General features: G+C 54.6%; 12 protein-coding genes and 3 pseudogenes. 8 read left to right on the top strand and 7 right to left on the bottom strand.

Annotation, left to right across the window (positions count from 1 at the left end):
* The first annotated feature begins 60 nt into the window (after nucleotides 1-60).
* Both ATI45_RS14950 and rbbA read left to right on the top strand, forming a co-directional pair.
* The gene (locus ATI45_RS14950) at nucleotides 61-1,059 is read left to right on the top strand and encodes an HlyD family secretion protein (protein ID WP_098420356.1); all 999 of its coding nucleotides are present in this window, start codon (nucleotides 61-63) and stop codon (nucleotides 1,057-1,059) included.
* Nucleotides 1,052-4,846, top strand: a complete 3,795-nt coding sequence (gene rbbA / locus ATI45_RS14945) for a ribosome-associated ATPase/putative transporter RbbA (protein ID WP_179888417.1) — start codon at nucleotides 1,052-1,054, stop codon at nucleotides 4,844-4,846. The genes ATI45_RS14950 and rbbA overlap by 8 nt, the downstream gene beginning before the upstream one ends.
* 67 nt (nucleotides 4,847-4,913) lie before the next feature.
* On the opposite strand, the gene ATI45_RS14940 is transcribed toward rbbA, so the two are convergent.
* Entirely contained in the window at nucleotides 4,914-5,405 is a 492-nt protein-coding gene (locus ATI45_RS14940) for a DUF4411 family protein (RefSeq protein ID WP_098420354.1), read from the bottom strand.
* Nucleotides 5,402-6,544 (bottom strand): XRE family transcriptional regulator, encoded by a 1,143-nt coding sequence (locus ATI45_RS14935; protein WP_098420353.1) that lies wholly within the window; start codon nucleotides 6,542-6,544, stop codon nucleotides 5,402-5,404. The genes ATI45_RS14940 and ATI45_RS14935 overlap by 4 nt, the downstream gene beginning before the upstream one ends.
* Before the next feature lie 143 nt (nucleotides 6,545-6,687).
* Between ATI45_RS14935 and ATI45_RS14930 the strand changes: the two genes are divergently transcribed.
* Entirely contained in the window at nucleotides 6,688-6,936 is a 249-nt protein-coding gene (locus tag ATI45_RS14930) for a type II toxin-antitoxin system Phd/YefM family antitoxin (RefSeq protein ID WP_098420351.1), read from the top strand.
* Nucleotides 6,921-7,100, top strand: a pseudogene (locus tag ATI45_RS14925) (Txe/YoeB family addiction module toxin); the annotation flags it as partial. The gene ATI45_RS14930 and the pseudogene ATI45_RS14925, both read left to right, overlap by 16 nt.
* On the opposite strand, the gene ATI45_RS14920 reads toward ATI45_RS14925, so the two are convergent.
* On the bottom strand, nucleotides 7,091-7,792 hold the full coding sequence (locus ATI45_RS14920) for a DUF433 domain-containing protein (RefSeq protein WP_098420348.1): 702 nt from the start codon (nucleotides 7,790-7,792) through the stop codon (nucleotides 7,091-7,093). The pseudogene ATI45_RS14925 and the gene ATI45_RS14920 sit on opposite strands and share 10 nt — an antisense overlap.
* 365 nt (nucleotides 7,793-8,157) lie before the next feature.
* Here ATI45_RS14920 and ATI45_RS14915 point away from each other — a divergent pair, with 365 nt between their 5' ends.
* On the top strand, nucleotides 8,158-8,871 hold the full coding sequence (locus ATI45_RS14915) for a hypothetical protein (RefSeq protein WP_228735991.1): 714 nt from the start codon (nucleotides 8,158-8,160) through the stop codon (nucleotides 8,869-8,871).
* 896 nt (nucleotides 8,872-9,767) lie between these two features.
* Here ATI45_RS14915 and ATI45_RS14905 read toward each other — a convergent pair.
* From ATI45_RS14905 to ATI45_RS14895, 4 genes and pseudogenes are all read right to left on the bottom strand, one after another.
* Nucleotides 9,768-11,057: pseudogene (locus tag ATI45_RS14905) on the bottom strand (HsdM family class I SAM-dependent methyltransferase); the annotation flags it as partial.
* A gap of 116 nt (nucleotides 11,058-11,173) precedes the next feature.
* The gene (locus tag ATI45_RS14900) at nucleotides 11,174-12,445 is read right to left on the bottom strand and encodes a Fic family protein (protein WP_218926144.1); all 1,272 of its coding nucleotides are present in this window, start codon (nucleotides 12,443-12,445) and stop codon (nucleotides 11,174-11,176) included.
* Nucleotides 12,446-12,530: 85 nt separating this feature from the next.
* Complete coding sequence (locus tag ATI45_RS23175) at nucleotides 12,531-13,367, bottom strand: type I restriction-modification enzyme R subunit C-terminal domain-containing protein (protein WP_416376677.1); 837 nt, start codon at nucleotides 13,365-13,367, stop codon at nucleotides 12,531-12,533.
* A pseudogene (locus tag ATI45_RS14895) lies at nucleotides 13,359-15,071 on the bottom strand (DEAD/DEAH box helicase family protein); the annotation flags it as partial. The gene ATI45_RS23175 and the pseudogene ATI45_RS14895, both read right to left, overlap by 9 nt.
* A 277-nt stretch (nucleotides 15,072-15,348) precedes the next feature.
* Between ATI45_RS14895 and ATI45_RS14885 the strand changes: the two are divergent.
* The 3 genes from ATI45_RS14885 (at nucleotide 15,349) to ATI45_RS14875 (ending at nucleotide 17,556) form a co-directional block, all read left to right on the top strand.
* Nucleotides 15,349-16,170, top strand: a complete 822-nt coding sequence (locus ATI45_RS14885; protein WP_098420340.1) for a hypothetical protein — start codon at nucleotides 15,349-15,351, stop codon at nucleotides 16,168-16,170.
* Between the two features lie 14 nt (nucleotides 16,171-16,184).
* Entirely contained in the window at nucleotides 16,185-16,739 is a 555-nt protein-coding gene (locus tag ATI45_RS14880; RefSeq protein ID WP_098420338.1) for a gamma-glutamylcyclotransferase, read from the top strand.
* A gap of 73 nt (nucleotides 16,740-16,812) precedes the next feature.
* The gene (locus tag ATI45_RS14875) at nucleotides 16,813-17,556 is read left to right on the top strand and encodes a competence/damage-inducible protein A (RefSeq protein WP_228735990.1); all 744 of its coding nucleotides are present in this window, start codon (nucleotides 16,813-16,815) and stop codon (nucleotides 17,554-17,556) included.
* Nucleotides 17,557-17,658 lie beyond the last annotated feature (102 nt).

Here is a 17,658-nt window from a genome sequence, read left to right as displayed (position 1 = left end):
GCTATACTGATTTCAGCTTCATTATAGTTGAACTAATCCAATTTTTATCGGGGACGATCTATGCCTGGCTCAAGCCCTAAAGTCCGCTCGAGACTGATAATAACTCTGGCGGTTATTGCTTTGCTCGCCCTTGTCGCCTGGTATTTTGTGCCAAAGGAAAACACCCTTGCTGCGCATATTGCGTCGGGAAATGGCCGCATAGAAGCCACTCAGGTTGATATTGCCACCCGCATTCCCGGCCGCCTGCTGACCTTCTTTGTGGCCGAGGGCGATCTGATTGATGCCGGTAGCCCGGTGGCAGAGATGGACACAGCGGAACTTCAGGCAACCTTGGCGGCTGCCCAGGCCAATCTGAGCCAGGCGATTCAAGCCGAACGCCTGGCCGATGCCATTGTGGCCCAGCGGGAAAGTGAACGGCGCCTGGCCCGGGCCGAGCTGGGGCGGTTTGAATCTCTGGTTGCCAAGGGCCACGTGTCTCGCGAACAGCTGGACCGCGCACGCACCACCGCAGAAACCGCAGACGCCGCATTGCAGGCGTCAAAGGTTCAGGTATTGTCAGCTCAAGCTGGCATCAACGCTGCGAAAGCCAACATCCACAAAATTGAAACCACTATTGATGATAGCCACCTGAACAGCCCGGTAGGCGGCCGTGTGCTTTACCGGCTGGCCGAGCCGGGTGAGGTGCTGCCGGCTGGCGGCAAAGTGGCCACGGTGTTGGACGTAACCGACGTGTACCTGACTATTTTTCTGCCCACCGCCCAGGCTGGTAAAGTGCGGGTGGGTTCCGATGCCCGCATTGTTCTGGACGCCCTGCCCGACTTTGTGGTGCCGGCGGAGGTGAGTTTTGTGGCTGCAGAAGCCCAGTTCACGCCCAAGGCGGTGGAAACCCGCACCGAGCGCGAGAAATTGATGTTCCGAGTGCGCATTCGCATCGACCCCGAATTGCTAGAGGCCTATCGCGATCGGGTGAAAACCGGCGTGCCGGGTGTTGCCTATGTTCGTCTCGATGAAAGTCTGCCTTGGCCAGAACAGCTGCAAGTAACCCTTCCTAATGGATAATCGGCCTGGCGACAGCTCTTTAGTTGTCAAAAAAGCTGCCAAAACCGTTACCCGGACAGGCATCAACCCGGGCGAAAAAGCGGTTGTGGCCCGGCTGATATCGGTTAATCATCAATACGGTGCCCGCCATGCTTTGCGGGATATTAGCCTGGACCTGCCCGCCGGCTGTATGGTCGGGCTGATTGGCCCAGACGGTGTTGGTAAGTCGACCTTGCTGGGTTTGGTGGCGGGTGCCCGCCAGTTGCAGCAAGGCCGGCTTGAGGTGCTGGGCGGCAATATGGCCGATTCGCACTTTCGCAGTCAAGTCGCCCCGTGCATTGCCTATATGCCCCAGGGGCTGGGCGGCAACCTCTACCACACCCTGACGGTGGACGAGAACATCGACTTTTTTGCCGACCTGTTCGGGCTGCGTGGCAAGGCCCGTGGCGAACAGATCGACCGCCTGCTAGACGCCACTGGCCTGTTGGAATTCCGCAGCCGGCCCGCCGGCAAATTGTCTGGCGGCATGAAGCAGAAACTGGGCCTTTGCTGCGCTTTGATTCACAACCCGGACCTGCTGATTCTGGATGAACCCACCACCGGCGTAGACCCGCTATCCCGCAAGCGATTCTGGGACTTGATTGATACCATTCGCAGCCAGCAAGCGGGCATGAGCGTGCTGGTGGCCACGGCTTACATGGAAGAAGCTGAGCGCTACGACTGGCTGGTGGCCATGGACAACGGCGCCATTCTGGCTACGGGTTCGCCGCAGGAATTAAAACAGCAAACTGAAACAGACAATCTGGACGACGCCTTTATCGCGCTGCTGCCAAAAGACCGGCAGGAAACCGGTGGCGATGCTGCGACTACGGCTTCGGCGAGCGCGGCAACCGATAACGCCGACGTGCCTGCCATTGAAGCCCATAATCTCACCCTGCGCTTTGGCGACTTCACCGCGGTAAAAGACGTTAGCTTCACCATCCCGAAAGGCGAAATATTTGGTTTTTTAGGCTCTAACGGCTGTGGCAAAACCACCACCATGAAAATGCTCACCGGGCTGCTAACGCCGTCCGAAGGCGAGGTGTTGCTGTTTGGCGCCACTCTGGATGCCAGAGACCTGAAAACCCGCCAGCGTGTGGGCTACATGTCGCAGTCGTTCTCGCTGTACAACGAGCTGACCGTGCGCCAGAACCTGGAACTGCACGCCAAGCTATTTCATCTGCCAGCCGAACGCATTCAGCCCAGAATGGATGAATTGACCCAAGAATTTAGTTTAGAAGACGTGATGGACCGGTTTGCTGGTGACTTGCCCCTGGGCGTGCGCCAGCGGTTGTCGCTGGCAGTAGCCGTGGTGCATTCGCCGGAACTGCTAATTTTAGACGAGCCAACCTCCGGGGTAGACCCCGGTGCTCGCAACCGCTTCTGGCAGTTGCTGCTGCGTTTGTCCCGCGAAGACGGCGTGACCATTTTTATTTCCACCCACTTTATGAACGAGGGTGAGCGCTGCGACCGCATTTCACTGATGCACGCCGGCGAAGTACTGGCCTGCGACACCCCGGCCGCATTGGCAGAGCAAGCCGGGGTAGACAATTTGGAAGCCGCGTTCATGCAAACTCTTGAAGCGGTGGACAAGGAACCCGTAACCAGCAATAGCGGAAACGTGCTGGGCGAAAACGCCAGCGACCGGCCGCGCTATCGCCGCTTTAGCTTCCAGCGCCTGATGGCCTATGGCCGCCGCGAAACCCGTGAACTGCTGCGGGACCCTATCCGTATGTCGTTTGCGTTTATTGGCTCGGCCTTGCTGATGCTGATTTTGGGCTACGGCATCACCCTCGACGTGGAAGACCTGACCTTCGCGGTGCTGGACCAAGACCAAACTCCGCAAAGCCGCGACTACATCACCGCCGTATCTGGTTCCCGCTACTTTTTAGAGCAACCACCGGTGGCCACCATAGCCGAACTGGAAGAGCGGATGAAATCCGGCGAACTGAGCCTGGTTCTGGCGATACCGCCGGGCTTTGGCAAAAACCTGAAACGCGGCCGGCCTACCGAAATCGCCGTGTGGGTAGACGGCGCTATGCCCTTTCGCGGTGAGACCATACTGGGGTATATGCTAGGCCTGCATTTCAGCTACCTGAAAGATCTGGCCCAGCGCACCTACGGCAGTGTGCCGGCTTTTAGCCTGGTGACCGTTGAAGCCCGCTACCGCTATAACCAGGACTTCCGCAGCCTGGACGCCATGGTGCCGGCGGTGATTCCCATACTGCTGATTTTCATCCCGGCTATTCTGATGGCGTTGGGGATTGTGCGGGAGAAAGAGCTGGGATCTATCACCAATCTGTATGTAACCCCGGTGACCCGGCTGGAATTTTTGCTCGGTAAACAGCTGCCCTACATCGGCTTTAGCATGGTCAGCTACGTCAGCCTGGTGCTGCTGGCGATTTTCCTGTTTGACGTGCCCATCAAAGGCGGCGTGCTAACCCTGACCTTTGGCGCGCTGCTGTTCGTGACCGCCACCACCGGTCTGGGCCAGGTAATTTCGGCGTTTGCGTCTACCCAGATTGCCGCGCTGGCGGCTACCGCAATCATCACCATACTGCCCACGGTGCAGTTCTCTGGCATGACCGAACCGGTGTCTTCTCTAGATGGCGCCGCTGCCGTCATTGGCCAGTTCTGGCCGGCCACCTGGTTCCTGCAGATCAGCCGCGGCGTGTTTACCAAGGGCCTGACCCTGGGTGATATGCAACACGCGTTCCTGGTGCTGGCGGCGTTCATACCGGTGCTTACCCTGATGGTGTACACCGCTGGCTCTGCCGGTTCCATGGAACTACACAACGCGCCGGTGGCGGTGGTGGATGAGGACCAGAGCGCATTGGCTGGCCACATGATTGATTCCCTGCAACCGCCTTGGTTTATGCCACCGGACCAGATCCAGTATGGCCAGATTGACGAGGTGTTGGACAAAGGCAGCCACACGTTCGTTCTGGTGATTCCCGACGGTTTCGAGCGCGACATCCGTCAGGGCCGAGTCACCAGCGTGCAGCTGAATATCGACGCGACCCGCATGACCCAGGCGTTCATCGGTTCGCGCTACATTGAACAGTTGCTGACCACCGAAGTGGCGGAATTTATGCAGACTGGCAGCGCTGGCGGTGCCTTGCCCATCAACCTGGTAACCCGGGTGAGTTTTAACCCCAATCTGGACGGCACCTGGTTTGGCGGAGTGATGGAGCTGACCAATATGATCACCATGATCAGCATCATACTGACCGGCGCTGCGCTGATTCGCGAACGTGAACACGGCACCGTAGAACACCTGATGGTGATGCCGATAAAGCCGTTTGAAATCATGGCCGCCAAAGTGTGGGCTAACGGCCTGGTTGTGATGCTGGCGGCAACCCTTTCGGTAACCCTTGTGATTCAGCTGATATTAAAAGTGCCGGTGCAGGGTTCAATAATGCTGTTTATGTTCGGCACCCTGATTCATCTGTTTTCCACCACTGCCATCGGCATCCTGATTGGCACCGTGGCCCGCACCATGCCCCAGTTCGGCCTGCTGCTGATACTCACCATACTGCCCCTGCAAATGCTCTCTGGCGGCATAACTCCGCGGGAAAGCATGCCTGACCTGGTGCAGAACATCATGCTGGTGGCGCCCACCACCCACTTCGTCAGCTTGGCGCAAGCCATACTTTACCGGGGAGCAGGCCTGGAGGTGGTGTGGCCGCAAATGCTGGCGTTGGTGGCTATTGGGATGGTGTTTTTTAGTGTGGCGCTGGCGTTGTTTCGGAGGCATCTGGCGGTATGAAGAGGGGAATTACTCATGTTTACCTATGAAATGTGTAATTACACAAAATAGAGATAAACGTGAGTAATCAGTTTCCCAGCACAAATCGGGCTTTCAGCTCGCGAAGAAATTGAAAGGTATTCACGCAGGGAACATCGAATTGATGACAGATGTTGGGTACTTTTACCTTGCGAGTGTTAGGAGCCAAAACAGACTCGTGAGTAACCACTGCTGCGCCTATTACACGGGCTTTGGCAATAATCCACGGATCTGCTTTGGCCAAAAAACTGTCCCTGTTGCCCTGATTATAGTCGCCTTGCATAACAGCCTGAACAATAGATGAAAAAACAGCTTGGGTTTCTTCGTCGTCGTTGGGGATAAAGTGCTCAGGCCGCGCGCGAGCCCACTCCGCCAGATCATCATTACCGTCACGCAGCTCCCGGCCTACAAAATTCACACTAGCAACCAAGCCTTGCTGAAACTGCTGATCCAGCCAATCCCAATAAGCTGGGCAAATATCCATACCGTAATATTGGTTTTTTGCCTGTATGTAAGTATTCGCATCCAGCAAATATCTCAAAGACCGAGCTCCTCAGCAAAGTGTTTGATCTTCGCGGGCTGCATGCCGCCCAAGAGTTCGCCTGCGTCGCGGAGCAGCATTTGACCGCTCAGCGCTTCACTGACTACGGCGTGAGAAAACCGACTACTGATTTGCGCCTTTTTGGTTTGGTAATAAGTGGGACCACTACCACTTTGCTTTCGGCGACGATAAGCAGCCTGTTGTTCCGCTATATACTGGCCATACTCGCCTTCAGAAATAAAGCCCAGGGTTAGAGCTCTTCTGGCGAGTGTCCAAGTGCTCACGTGAAAATGCGCCTCGAGAGGAGGTAGGTTCTCTTCCCAGCGATTTTCATCTTGATGCCATAAACGGCTGAACTCAGTCGCGGGCACTAGAAACTCGGCGGCGACCGCGTTGCACAGTATTTCCTCTTGCCGGTGGGTATTGGTACTGCCATCGGAGATGCCGGATTGGCCGATCCATATGTGGCAAAGTTCGTGAATCAATGTGAATAGGCGTGCACCCATGGCATCGGCGTGGTTAATAAAAATTACCGGAGCGAACTCATCGACGATTGCAAAACCGCGAAATTCGTCCACGTTCAGGGGGCGGGTGTGATGCTTCAGATTACTTTGTCGCATCACCATAATGCCTTTGGATTCAATGCGCTCAACCAAATCACGGTAGTAGTCATCCCACTTTCCGCGTTTCGGGTGCTCCGGCACGCCAAGTTGAGTGCGCATATCTTGAACAATGGCATCGACACTGTCACGAGCAGAGAAGCGGCCGACAACGGCGTTAGGTTCTGCTAGTTGCTGTTGCAGATAGTCTTTGTACCATTCTTGGCGCTGTAACATCAGCTTGACCAGGTCTAGTAGCTCGGAGCTTGGCCGTTGAACCCCTTGGCCGCCCAGCGTGCGTAAGTCGGGAATCAACAGCCCTTCCTGCGGCGGTTGCGCGAGAAACAAATAGCCGAAAGGTACATAGGCTTTGGCGGCGTAGCTCATGGCCTGATTAAAAGTCATTGGCCGCTCGCCAGACTCCCATTCCTGCAAGCGCTCCTCGCTGACACCGCATTTGCGGGCAAAATCAGACACATCAATGCCAGAGCGCTTGCGCGCCCAGATCAGCATTTTGGTATTGATGTGAGCTTTGGACATTGGTTTACCCTAAAATAATTGGCTTAATTATAGCCACTTAACGCACAACACTACACTGTGGCAAAGGCAGATTGCCAACGTCTTGATATGCGTACTTAACGGCATACGCTTTGATCAATATTTGAACATATCAAAAGTGCGTCATGAGCGAAATTACAGCAACTGAAGCTCGTAGCAAACTTTACCGGCTGATTGCCGAAACCGCCGAATCTCATCAGCCAATCGTTATTATGGGTAAGCGAAACAAAGCCGTTTTGGTTTCCGAGGACGATTGGACGGCTATCCAAGAGACGCTTTACCTGCTGTCTGTACCGGGTATGCGAGAGTCTATTCGTGAGGGGATGGAAACCCCTATGGACGAATGCGATGGGGAGCTGAACTTCTGGCGCTAATGGCGGAAGACCCCTACCGCAAGCCGCCTCCGTTTGAAAAACTCATCGGTGATCTTTCGGGGGCCTATTCACGTCGCATCAACATCCAGCGCCGCATTGTTTATCAGGTGCTTGAAGATGAGCGAATAGTTAAAGTTCTTCGGCTTTGGAGCCATTACGAATAATGCATTTGCTCGAACTGAATGGCTGCCTCCACTTCAGCCACGGGCACTTCATACATCGCTGCTACGCGCCTTACATCCTGCCCTTCGCCGTGCCAGGTACTAACAATGGAATCTACTGTCATGCCGGTTTCAGCTAGAACAGGTTTGCCAAAGTTGCGGGCTGGGTCTAATACCACGCGACGGTTGCGGCTGAGGGGATACCAGCGCTGGGCTGTGTCATTGTGGTATTCAATACCGCGGTATAGCGACGGGGTAATCACTTGTTTGAAGGTGTATTGTTTTTTCACTAGGTCTAAGAGAGTGTCATCGCCGGTTTCTTCCAGAACGGCGGCAAAAATACTGCGACCATCTGTTTGGAAGCGCTTGCAGGTAAACGGGTAGGGCTGATTGTACAATTCCCGGGCGTGAGCGGAGGCCCGGCGAATGGCTTGCAAACTAACGCCGTGGCGCCGGAATGCATGCACAAAGCGAATTTCCAGTAAGTCGTGGAATCCCAAGGCCTGCGTAGCCTCGCCTTCAAGTTGAGGCAACCAAAGGCCAGCATAATGTTTGCTTCCAGACGTATAGCCGAACAGCCACCGACGGATCTGCGCTGCGGGAATCCCGGTATAGGCCGCCGCTTCCGCGGGCGTGTAGAGCCCTACTACCAGAAGGCTTGCCTCTAAATTATTGATACTAATATGACTTCCCACAAACCACCTGCGCGCTACGGTTTAACCCTATATATTATCGAAAGTCTAGCATACGATGGTTCAGCTCAGAGGTCATATCCTTTCTGGATCAGCGATGGCTGACCCACTTTGCGAACTAATTCAGATTGTGGACGCAGGACAAAAAATAATTTGCGTGACGCCACGGAAATGATCCGCCATATGGGTGTAAGACTGTCCGTTAATCACGATGAAACCTTCTTTCGAGTTTTTTTCGCCGGTGTAACAGCCTCTCACTCGGCTTTGATTCTCTCCAGTAGCGCTTTCGTCCGAACCCGGATTAAGTTTCCCGGCACAGACATCTACATTGCTAGCAAGTGGCGTATCGGGCTTCTATAATCATATTTATGAAAAAGCTAACTCTGAAGTTAAACGACTGCACCCCTGAAACAATCGCCATGAAGCGGTTGGGCCAGTATCTGACCCACCTTTCTGACATGCTCGGGGAAGTGGAGCACGTACATTTTTCTTCAGTAGGTAAAGGCAGTGCCATGCTGAATGTGGATATTGAAGATCTGCACTATCAGCAGGTGTTAACCCACGTTCGGGAAGTGCCTAACAGCATGGGGCCGAAAAAAAACCAGTCTGCTTACAAAGCGCTGCAAAAACTGATGGATGAAGATGGCACAGGTGGTGCGATTTTGGACAACTCGCAAGCGCCGGTTTTATCTTTTCGAAAACGGTCGGATGATGAAAAGCCATTAGTGGTTAACAAGGCGGGCTCTGTTCAAGGTCGTCTTTATATGGTCGGCGGAAAAGATGAAACCGTTCCTGTGCGGCTTGAGGGCGCTAACGGGGAAACGCTTCATTGCGAGTCCTCCGTAGGTATTGCCCAGCAGCTGTCTGCTCTTCTTTTCAAACAGGTACGTGTAAGTGGCCGGGGAACATGGGAGCGTTTACCAGAAGGCCGCTGGCGACTTCGGAAGCTAAAAATTGAATCATTCCAGGAATTGGATATCTCAAAAGCCAGCAGTGTGCTCGTGAAAATGCAGTCACTTGGAGGCTTGAAATGGGCGGAGATGGACGATCCGCATGGAGTTGCCAGGGACATGAGGGGCTGAATTCGGTACAGCATTCACTATCGAAATTGGTCTGGTACCGGACTGCAAAGAATTCTCTCAACCTTTCCTTCCTGAAGACGAAATCCTAATTCTAGTTCCAAACATGCCTATGCTCGTGGCGTCAGTGCGCCTTAGATACGCACTAATTTATTCTGCGAATATCGATCACTTTTTTATCAACGATGAGTTGGCTCCTCCCAGGACAAATAAGCACTTGTGGATAGTATTTGTACAAGTAATTGGCGCCATTAGAAACTTCCCAGATAGAGCCGTCGTTAAGCCTAAATAATTCGCCCCGGTTGCCCTGGAAGGGAGTCGGCCTAGAAATCCCTGTTTCGAAACACCCCTGTTTTTTCTGCGAAGTGACTCCACTATTTGAAAACGTAGTATTTCCGAGAGCGTTTGAACTGCCTCCTGTCGCTTGGCACTGTTTTATTAACATCTTTAAACCGATAGCAGTTACTCCTGCGTCGTATCTCCAGCTTCCTGTTGCCAACGCTTTGCATACTCGGTTCTGTGGGTCGTGAGGACTACTGAGAACGGCGCAGGCTCGAATTTCAAACTTGCGCTCAATTAGACCTGTAGATGTGGTGTTGCAAGGGTGTGACGCCGCTTTACGGGCAGGTTGGACTGGCTGGACGATAGTGTCCGGTTCGGAATAGTCCATCGTATTTGATGGGTCTGGCCCAATTCTCATGCCGCGGCCGGAATCCCACACCCTCACGTCTTCTTTTTTCTGGTTTAGATTTGGGCAATTTCCCTGAACGTAGGAAACCGATCCGTCTGCGGCGACACATTTTGAAACGGCGTTTACAGGGGTGGTGAAAATCAAGGTCAAGCAGAGTCCCAGCAGAGTTAAGATGCGTTGGCTCCGCATGGTCATTCTCCGGTTCGATTCAGGCACTGTTCTTTCTCCGTGTGTGCTTTAACGGCTTCATTGCCGCTCGCTCGACTTTGATTCTTGCCAGCAGCGCTTCGGCGCTGTTGTCGCCGCCCATCCGCCTCATCCCCAGCTCCCGCATCAAGCCATCAAGCTCACCCAGCGCCTGCACCAATTCACTCATCGCCTCTCCCGCCAACACGCTTGGCTCCGGCAGATTGGCAGCATCCACGCTGTCACTATCCTTCAACCATGAAATATCCAGCGAGTCGCCTTTACTGTCGCTGATCCACTGGCGTGAAAAACAGCGCCAACGGTTGTGCAGCATGCGTTCGTTTACGTCCTGGTTTTCTTCGGTGGCTTTTGTTTCTTCCGGCAGCTCGATGTTGTCGGCGTGAAAGCTCCACTCGCCTTCTGTGCGTGAGCTTTGGCCGTTGGCGTCTTCACCAAATACGCCTTCAAAGGGCTTCAGGTGCTGCTCGCCAAAGGGGGTGCGTTTGCCGAAACTGGGCATGTTGGTGCGCAGGTTGTACACCCAGACGTTTTCGGTGCAGTTTTGTTCCTGGTGCTTTTTAGCGGCGCTGCCTTTTGTGAAGAACAGAACGTTGGTTTTCACGCCCTGGGCGTAAAAGATGCCGGTGGGCAGGCGCAAAATGGTGTGCAGGTTGCACTTGTGCATCAGGTCGCGGCGGACGTCGGTGCCTACGCCGGCTTCAAACAGTACGTTGTCTGGCAGCACCACGGCGGCGCGGCCACCGGGTTTCAGGTTGCGGTATATGTGCTGTAGAAAGGCCAACTGTTTGTTGCCGGTTTTGTAGGTCAGGTCGTCGCGGGTGATGCTGGTGTCGCCGCCTTTGGAGGTGTCAAACGGCGGGTTGGCCAGTATCACATCGGCTTTTGCCAGGCTTGAGCCAGTCAGGCCCAAAGCATTGCCCAAGTGTACGACGCCTTCTGCCTCGCCTTCCATGCCGTGCAACAGGCAATTCATCAGCGCTAGGCGGCGGGTGCCGGGCACCAGTTCGATGCCGGTATAAGCGCGGGTGGTCTGGAAAACTTTTTGCTGGTCGGTCAGATCGTACAGGTCGTCAGTTTGGGTTTTGATGTATTCATGGGCGGTGGTCAGAAATCCTGCGGTGCCCGCTGCCGGGTCCTGAATGATTTCACCATGCTAGGGTCGCAGGCAGCGCACCATGGAATTAATCAGTGCGCGTGGCGTGAAGTACTGACCGGCGCCGGATTTTGTTTCGTTGGCGTTCTTCTCCAGCAGGCCTTCGTACAGGTCGCCCAGGCCGTCTTTCTGGGCGCTGTCGTTGTTGGTCATGGTGGTTCCTGTGAAAGCTGCCAGTTAGGTGCTTATGTATAGAAAACGCGAAAATCTATACACGTCAGCATGGATATGTATAGAAAAGTGAAAAATCGATATCAACCGTTATTGGTCGTCGGGAAAACGTCTCGCCCCTCGCAAATGTTAAGCAGTTCGGGAAAGGCGTAAATTGCCGCTCTGCTGCCTTGGCCTTCTTTAATCACAATCAGGGGGCCATCGTCTTGTACTAGTTGGCGCAGCAAGCCATGTAGGGTTTGCCGTTGTATACCTGTCCATTTGGCAAAGTCGCTGGTGCTGAAGATTGGGCGGTCAAAAATTCCATCCAATAGCAAGGTTGCGTGTTGGGAGTGGGTGGTTTCCCGAATCCAGGCTTTGGTGATTTCGTAAAGCGCCATGATGCGTCGAACCCGGAGCAGGTTGGTTTCTGCCTGTTCGATGATGCCGCCCAAGAAGAATTTGATCCACCCGGTCCAGTCCGCCTGCTGTGAAATGGCTGCAAGGCGTTGATAATACTCGTCACGGTGGGATTCAATATATTCGGACAGGTAAAACATTGGGCTTGAGAGCCGTTGCTTTGAAAAAAGAAAAAGAGGGATCAGCAAACGCCCGATACGACCGTTGCCATCTTGAAACGGGTGTAATAATTCAAACTGTGCATGGACAATGGCAGCCTGTGCCAGCACATCAAAATCGCTGTGTTTTAAATAGTGTTCCCAAGCTTCAAGGTAGTTTGGAAGCTGCAAAGGGTTTGGTGGTACGAACGTGGCTTGTTCAATATCGCAGTTTGCGCGGCCAATCCAGTTCTGTTCTTTTCTGAACTGCCCTGGCGATTTGTTTTGCCCGCGCACGCTGTCCAGCAAAATGCCGTGTAGCTGAAGTAACAGGCTGAGTGTGATGGGGCGGCCATCCCTCAGGTAATCCTGAGACAGCATCAGAGCTTTTCGGTAATTCAGAATTTCGTTGATGTCTTCGTTTTTACGGCTATCGAACTTCTGCCCGGCCTCTCGTTCGAGAACTTCTTCAACGGTTGCCTGTGTACCCTCTATTTTCGAGGAAAGTACGGCTTCTTGTTGGGTCAGAGGCGAGAGCATAACGTCAGGATTGACGATGCCCTGCAATAACCCGCTGTATTCTGCCAGCTTAGAGTTGGCCTCACCGACCAGTGTAATCAGCTGTCCGTAGTCAAGATTCTGTAGTGGTAAGGCATCTGGGGTGTAAGGTTCCATGGCAAGATTCGCCTCTTTTTGTATACTATTTTGCGTTCTAGCAGATGCAAATCTGCTTGTGTTCAGTCCATCATACAGAAAATTGGTTGTGTATGATTTTTTTAAAAATATCATACAAAAGCTTATTTGTGTCGGTTCTACCATACACAGCTGTTATTGCGTATGGCAAAACAGAACATTTCATACACAAATGACCGCTATGTTTATGCCATCGACATAGATTTTCCGCTTACGCCGACTGCAACGGCCACATGGCATCATTCAACTCTTCCAGCACCACATCTAGCTGATCCCCCAGCACTTTTTCCATGCGTTTGGCGCCGCCGTCTTCGGCGAAGCGATTGTTGACGAAGTCGCGGTCGATGATCACTTCGTGCACCAGCTGTTTTGCCAGGCGGTCTAGCCATTTGCGCTGGGCGGGGGTCCAGCTGTGGCGGGTGTAGATGTTGCCCATGGCGGTGGCTACGCGCTGTTCAAAAGGAATCAGCGCCTCGCCCAGGGCGGCACGGCGAATGTGGCCGATGATGCTGGCGGCGATGTCTTTGTTGGTTTGTTTACGCACGGCGCTTTGCAGGTGGGCTTCGGAGTAGCCGTGGTTATCCAGCAGCAGTTTTACTTCGCGTAGTTGCTGGCGTGTCAGGTCGCGGGGTTTGTTGACGACAACGGACAGGGCCGCTGACTGGTTGAGTTGTTCGCTGATGAACCGGCTGAACTCGTCCAGGTAGTCTTCGGGGCGTTTGTGGGTGCCGTAGGTTTGGTTGCGCTCGCGGTTTTCGGCTTTTTTATTGGCTTTGCGCAGCACCCGCACCAGTTTTTGGCTGAGCTGGCTTAACACCACGTCGGCTTGGGTTTCGCCCTGTTGTTCGCCAGGGCTGTGCAGCGCGGCTTCGAGTTTTTGTGGGTCGGTGAGTTCTTCGGCCAGCTGCTCTAGGGTAATGTCGGGATTTTTCACCAAGGGCTTCATGGTGTTGACGTCTTGCAGTGCGGCGTAGATGTCCACCGGGTCGTAAATGCGGAATACGGTTTTGCCAATGTCGTCGCAACGGCGTGTGGCGCGGCCTACCATTTGTTCGTACAGAATGCGCGAGCGTACCCGGCGCATAAATACCAGGTTGCAGATTGTTGGCACGTCTATGCCGGTGGTCAGCAGGTCTACGGTAATGGCAATAGACGGGTAGCGCTCGTTTTTATAGCGGCGAATCAGCAGGTCAACTTTGTCGCTTTTACCGGTGATTTTAGCTACCGCGGCCTGGTGGTAATCACCGTTGTAAAGGTCTTTGAAGGCGTCGTCCAGCAGGCGTTTGACCATATCGGCGTGCAGGTCGGTGGCGCAGAATATCAGGGTTTTTTCATCGCCGAAGGGGTCCAGCTCCTGCACCAGTTGTTCGCAAATCACCCGGTTGAAGTTCTCGTTGATGACGTCTACCGGTTTGCCTTTTTCAAAGCGAATGCCGTTCTGGGTCAGCAGGGTTTCGTAGCGGATGGGCGGTTCGTGATCTATCAGCCAGTCGTCGGCCACGGCTTCGCGGTAGGAATAGGTGTAAACGGATTTGCCGAAAATGTCGCTGGTATGTTTGGCTGGGGTTGCGGTAAGAGCGATTTTCACCGCGTCAAAATAGTCCAGTACGCGCCGATAGCTGGAAATGTACTGGCTGGCGTCGCGGGTGGCCAGTTCGCCTTTGGTCATTTCCTGATCCAGGGTGTAACCGCGGTGGGCTTCGTCGATGATAATGCAGTCGAACTGGTCGATGGGCGGCGGCTGGTCACTCATAATGATGCGTTTCACCACGGCCTGCACGGTGGCGACTTGGATACGGGTTTCGGCCTCGGCGGCCATATCGCCAAGTTCGGCAACGTTGTAGATTTTGCTGAGGATATGGTTTTGTTCCAGCGGTGCTTCATTGAAAGCATCTATGGCCTGCTAGCCCAGCGCGCTGCGGTCCACCAGAAACAGAATGCGGTGGAAGCGTTCGGCTTTCAGGAAGCGGTACATCAGGCCAATAACGGTGCGGGTTTTTCCAGTGCCGGTGGCCATGGCCAGTAATGCCGCGCGCACGCCTTTGGCTAACACGTTCTCGGTCGCGATTACGGCTTTTTGCTGGTAGCCGCGCAGTTTCAGATAACCGAAGGGCTCAATTTTCAGCTGTTGTTCGGCGTGTTCCCGGCAGCGTTCCAGTAAATCCAACAGGCCGATGGGCGTCAGGCCGGCGAACAGCACGTAATCCGCCCTGCCCTTGGCGCCTTGATGGTTGGTGGGCCATTCTGCGATGGCGCGGTTTACGCCAGGTTCCGGGCGCGTGCCTTTTTGGTGGGTGAGCTCCTGGCTGTCGGCTTGCCAGCCGGCTTCGTTCAGCTGTTGGTCTATCCGGATGCGGGTGAGTTCTTCGCTAAGTACCAAGGTGTTGCTTGCGGCCTTTGTTTGCTTGGCCACTTTTTGGCGCTGCTGGTTAGCGCTGTTTTCGCCTTGATTGGCAAGTTGTAGCTGCAGGGCGTGGAACAGCTCTTTAATCTGGGGTTCTAAACGAAGTTCGCGTTGCAGGCGACACAGTAAATCAGACTGGCTGGTTTGTTGGTCAAACTCGATACCGGACAGCGCAGCCAGGTGCTGGGCCAGGGCTTCACCCAGCTGGCGCAGTTTTATCAGGGTGGTGTTGGGGTCGCTTGAGAAAGCGCGTTCTGCGGCTGTGGCAAGTTCCACAAACAAAGCGTCGTGTTCGGCCAGAAAGACAAAGTTGCCTGATGTGTTGCTTGTTTCCGTGGCTATGTCCATGTTCAAGGCATTTCTCCGCGACAGCCTGAAGCCAGAACATTACCAGACTTGTTACGGATACAAAAACGACAGAAAAGTACGACTGGTCAGAACGATGGTTAATATCAATTGGGAACAACTGGTAAGAGCGGTGGGTAGATTGAAAAAGCAAAAAACGGCGTGTAGTGATGGCGTGATCGGCGAAGACTGAGCAGCCACTTTTTACCAAAGTTAAAGATCAACGTTACGATTTGATTTACTATCACGCGTCTTAATCAGTAAACAGGAAGTACAGAACGTGGATGTTCCGCTGAGCTGGCAGCTAGCCAAGTTAATTATCTCGATTGGTATTGTGCTGGGGCTGTCGCTGGTGGCGGAGCGTGTGAGTGCACGCGCGGCGGGGATGCTGGCAGGCTATCCGCTGGGCACGGCCATCGCTTTGTACTTCATTGGCCTGGAGATTTCTCCGGCCTTTGCCACCGAAAGCGCAGTGCACACGCTTGCCGGGTTCTCGGCCACTCTGGCGCTGAGCGGGGGCTACCTGTTGGGCGCCAGGCGTGATGGCTTGGCGGGTGCTCTTAGTGGCACAGCCCTGGGTATTCTGGCCTGGCTGTTAACCAGCCTGGTACTGACCAGTATCGACTTCAACCGAATCACTGGCACGCTGACCACCTTCGTCGCCATTCTGATATTTGTTCGCCTTTACCGCCGTGTACCGGATGTGGCGGTTGGCGCTCGCCGCGGCCTGTCGTGGCCTGCGTTGGCGTTGCGTTCCGGCCTTGCTGCGGGCATCATTTTTGTGATCACGGGGCTGGCTCATGTGTTGCCCCCGGCTTGGGCCGGGGTTATGGCCGCTTTCCCGGTGACCATGTATCCCTTCCTCGTAATTCTGCACCTGACCCACGGGCGAGCCACGGTCGCTGCGGTGATCAAGCACTACCCGGCAGGCCTGGGTTCGCTGCTTTGCTACGCCCTCTGCATTTCGCTGACTTACGACAGCCTGGGCCTGAATGTGGGCACGCTCCTGGGATTCGGCGCGGCTACTTTATGGCTGCTGGGCTGGATGCGGGTTCAGGGCTGGCTACGCGCACGAAAAGTTGCACTGGCTGCATCAGAATAAAGGGCACAGCACTTATGTCTTTTGACACCACAGAACATAACCGCCGGCGCTACTGCTTTGATGGGCTAGAGTCGGTGTGGTTGTTTGGTTATGGCTCGCTTATCTACAAAGTCGACTTTCCCTTTCTGGAGCAGCGCCCGGCAGCCATTGAAGGTTGGGCTCGCCGGTTCTGGCAGGGGTCCCATGATCACCGTGGCACACCCGATGCGCCAGGCCGCGTGGTCACTCTGATCGAAGCGCCCAACATTTGCTGCAAAGGTATGGCTTACCGGGTCTCGCCTGAGGTGTTTGCGCACCTGGATGTGCGGGAGAAAAATGGCTATCTACGGTTTGCTACGCCGATGATGTTTGCGGATGGCACCCGCGAAGAGGGCCTGGTGTATATCGCCACCGAAGACAACGCGGCTTTTCTCGGTCCCGCCGACGATGCGGACATCGCCAGCCAGATTGCGGCCGCTGAAGGCCCCAGCGGTCGTAACCGTGATTATCTTCTGAGCCTGGCCACCGCATTGCGAACGCTGGGTGACGATGACCCTCACGTGTTTGCGCTTGAGAGCTATCTGCGCTGAGTTGCTCCCCGTTCCCACCATCCATAGAGTTTCGGGTTTATCCAGCGGCGTAAGCCATCGCCCCATAGGAATAATGATGAATAGCACACCCATATCCCGTTTCGGTCTCATTCTTATTGGTGACGAGCTGTTGAACGGCCGCAAGCAGGACGCTCATCTGGCCGCCATGATTACGCGGTTTGAAGAACGCGGGCTGGAGTTGTCTTGGGTGCGCACCATTGCGGATGACAGTGAGCTGATCACCCAAACGCTTGCGCAAACCTTTGCCAGCCCAGACGTGGTGTTCAGCTTCGGCGGCATTGGCGCGACTCCAGACGATCTGACCCGCCAGTGCGCGGCCGCGGCTCTGGGGATAGGCCTTGCACTGCATCCGGAAGCCGAGGCGGAAATTCGGTTACAACTGGGCTCACGGTTAAATTCATTGCACCTGCGCATGGGGGAGTTCCCAGTCGGCAGCCGAATTATCCCCAACCCGATCAACGGAATTCCCGGTTTCGCCATCCATCGCCATCATTTTGTACCCGGCTTTCCCAGAATGGCCTGGCCGATGGTGGAGTGGGTGCTGGATCATGATTACATCGACTATCAGGCGTCCAATCGCACTGTGAGCCAGACCCTGGTGTTGACCGATACGTCGGAAGGGCCGTTGATTCCATTGATGGAGTTGCTGCTGGCGGAGTATCCGGATTTGCGCCTGGCCTGCCTGCCCCATGCGAACGGTCGACGCGAGGTGGAGCTGAGCCTGAGGGGCGACCCGGCACAAGTGGTCGCAGGGATGAGCCGTTTGCGAGAGTTATTGCAGGAGCTGGCGGGCTGATGCCAGTGCCGGAGAGGCGCTCTAAATCGTTGAACTCAGAACCACAACGCCCGCCATGTTTAATGGCGGGCGTTGTGGTTATCAACCTGAATGGGGCCAGCC

This window comes from Marinobacter sp. LV10MA510-1, from assembly GCF_002563885.1.
Taxonomy (GTDB): domain Bacteria; phylum Pseudomonadota; class Gammaproteobacteria; order Pseudomonadales; family Oleiphilaceae; genus Marinobacter.
The sequence above is the reverse complement of the archived record's forward strand: the minus strand, read 5'-3'. Positions and strand labels throughout refer to the sequence as shown.

Coding starts and splice junctions, on each gene's coding strand:
- ATI45_RS14880 (WP_098420338.1), top strand. CDS start 16,185: ATGTCTTTTGACACCACAGAACATAACCGCCGGCGCTACTGCTTTGAT.
- ATI45_RS14900 (WP_218926144.1), bottom strand. CDS start 12,445: ATGGTAGAACCGACACAAATAAGCTTTTGTATGATATTTTTAAAAAAA.
- ATI45_RS14930 (WP_098420351.1), top strand. CDS start 6,688: ATGAGCGAAATTACAGCAACTGAAGCTCGTAGCAAACTTTACCGGCTG.
- ATI45_RS23175 (WP_416376677.1), bottom strand. CDS start 13,367: ATGGTAGGCCGCGCCACACGCCGTTGCGACGACATTGGCAAAACCGTA.
- ATI45_RS14950 (WP_098420356.1), top strand. CDS start 61: ATGCCTGGCTCAAGCCCTAAAGTCCGCTCGAGACTGATAATAACTCTG.
- ATI45_RS14875 (WP_228735990.1), top strand. CDS start 16,813: ATGATGAATAGCACACCCATATCCCGTTTCGGTCTCATTCTTATTGGT.
- rbbA (WP_179888417.1), top strand. CDS start 1,052: ATGGATAATCGGCCTGGCGACAGCTCTTTAGTTGTCAAAAAAGCTGCC.
- ATI45_RS14935 (WP_098420353.1), bottom strand. CDS start 6,544: ATGTCCAAAGCTCACATCAATACCAAAATGCTGATCTGGGCGCGCAAG.
- ATI45_RS14915 (WP_228735991.1), top strand. CDS start 8,158: ATGAAAAAGCTAACTCTGAAGTTAAACGACTGCACCCCTGAAACAATC.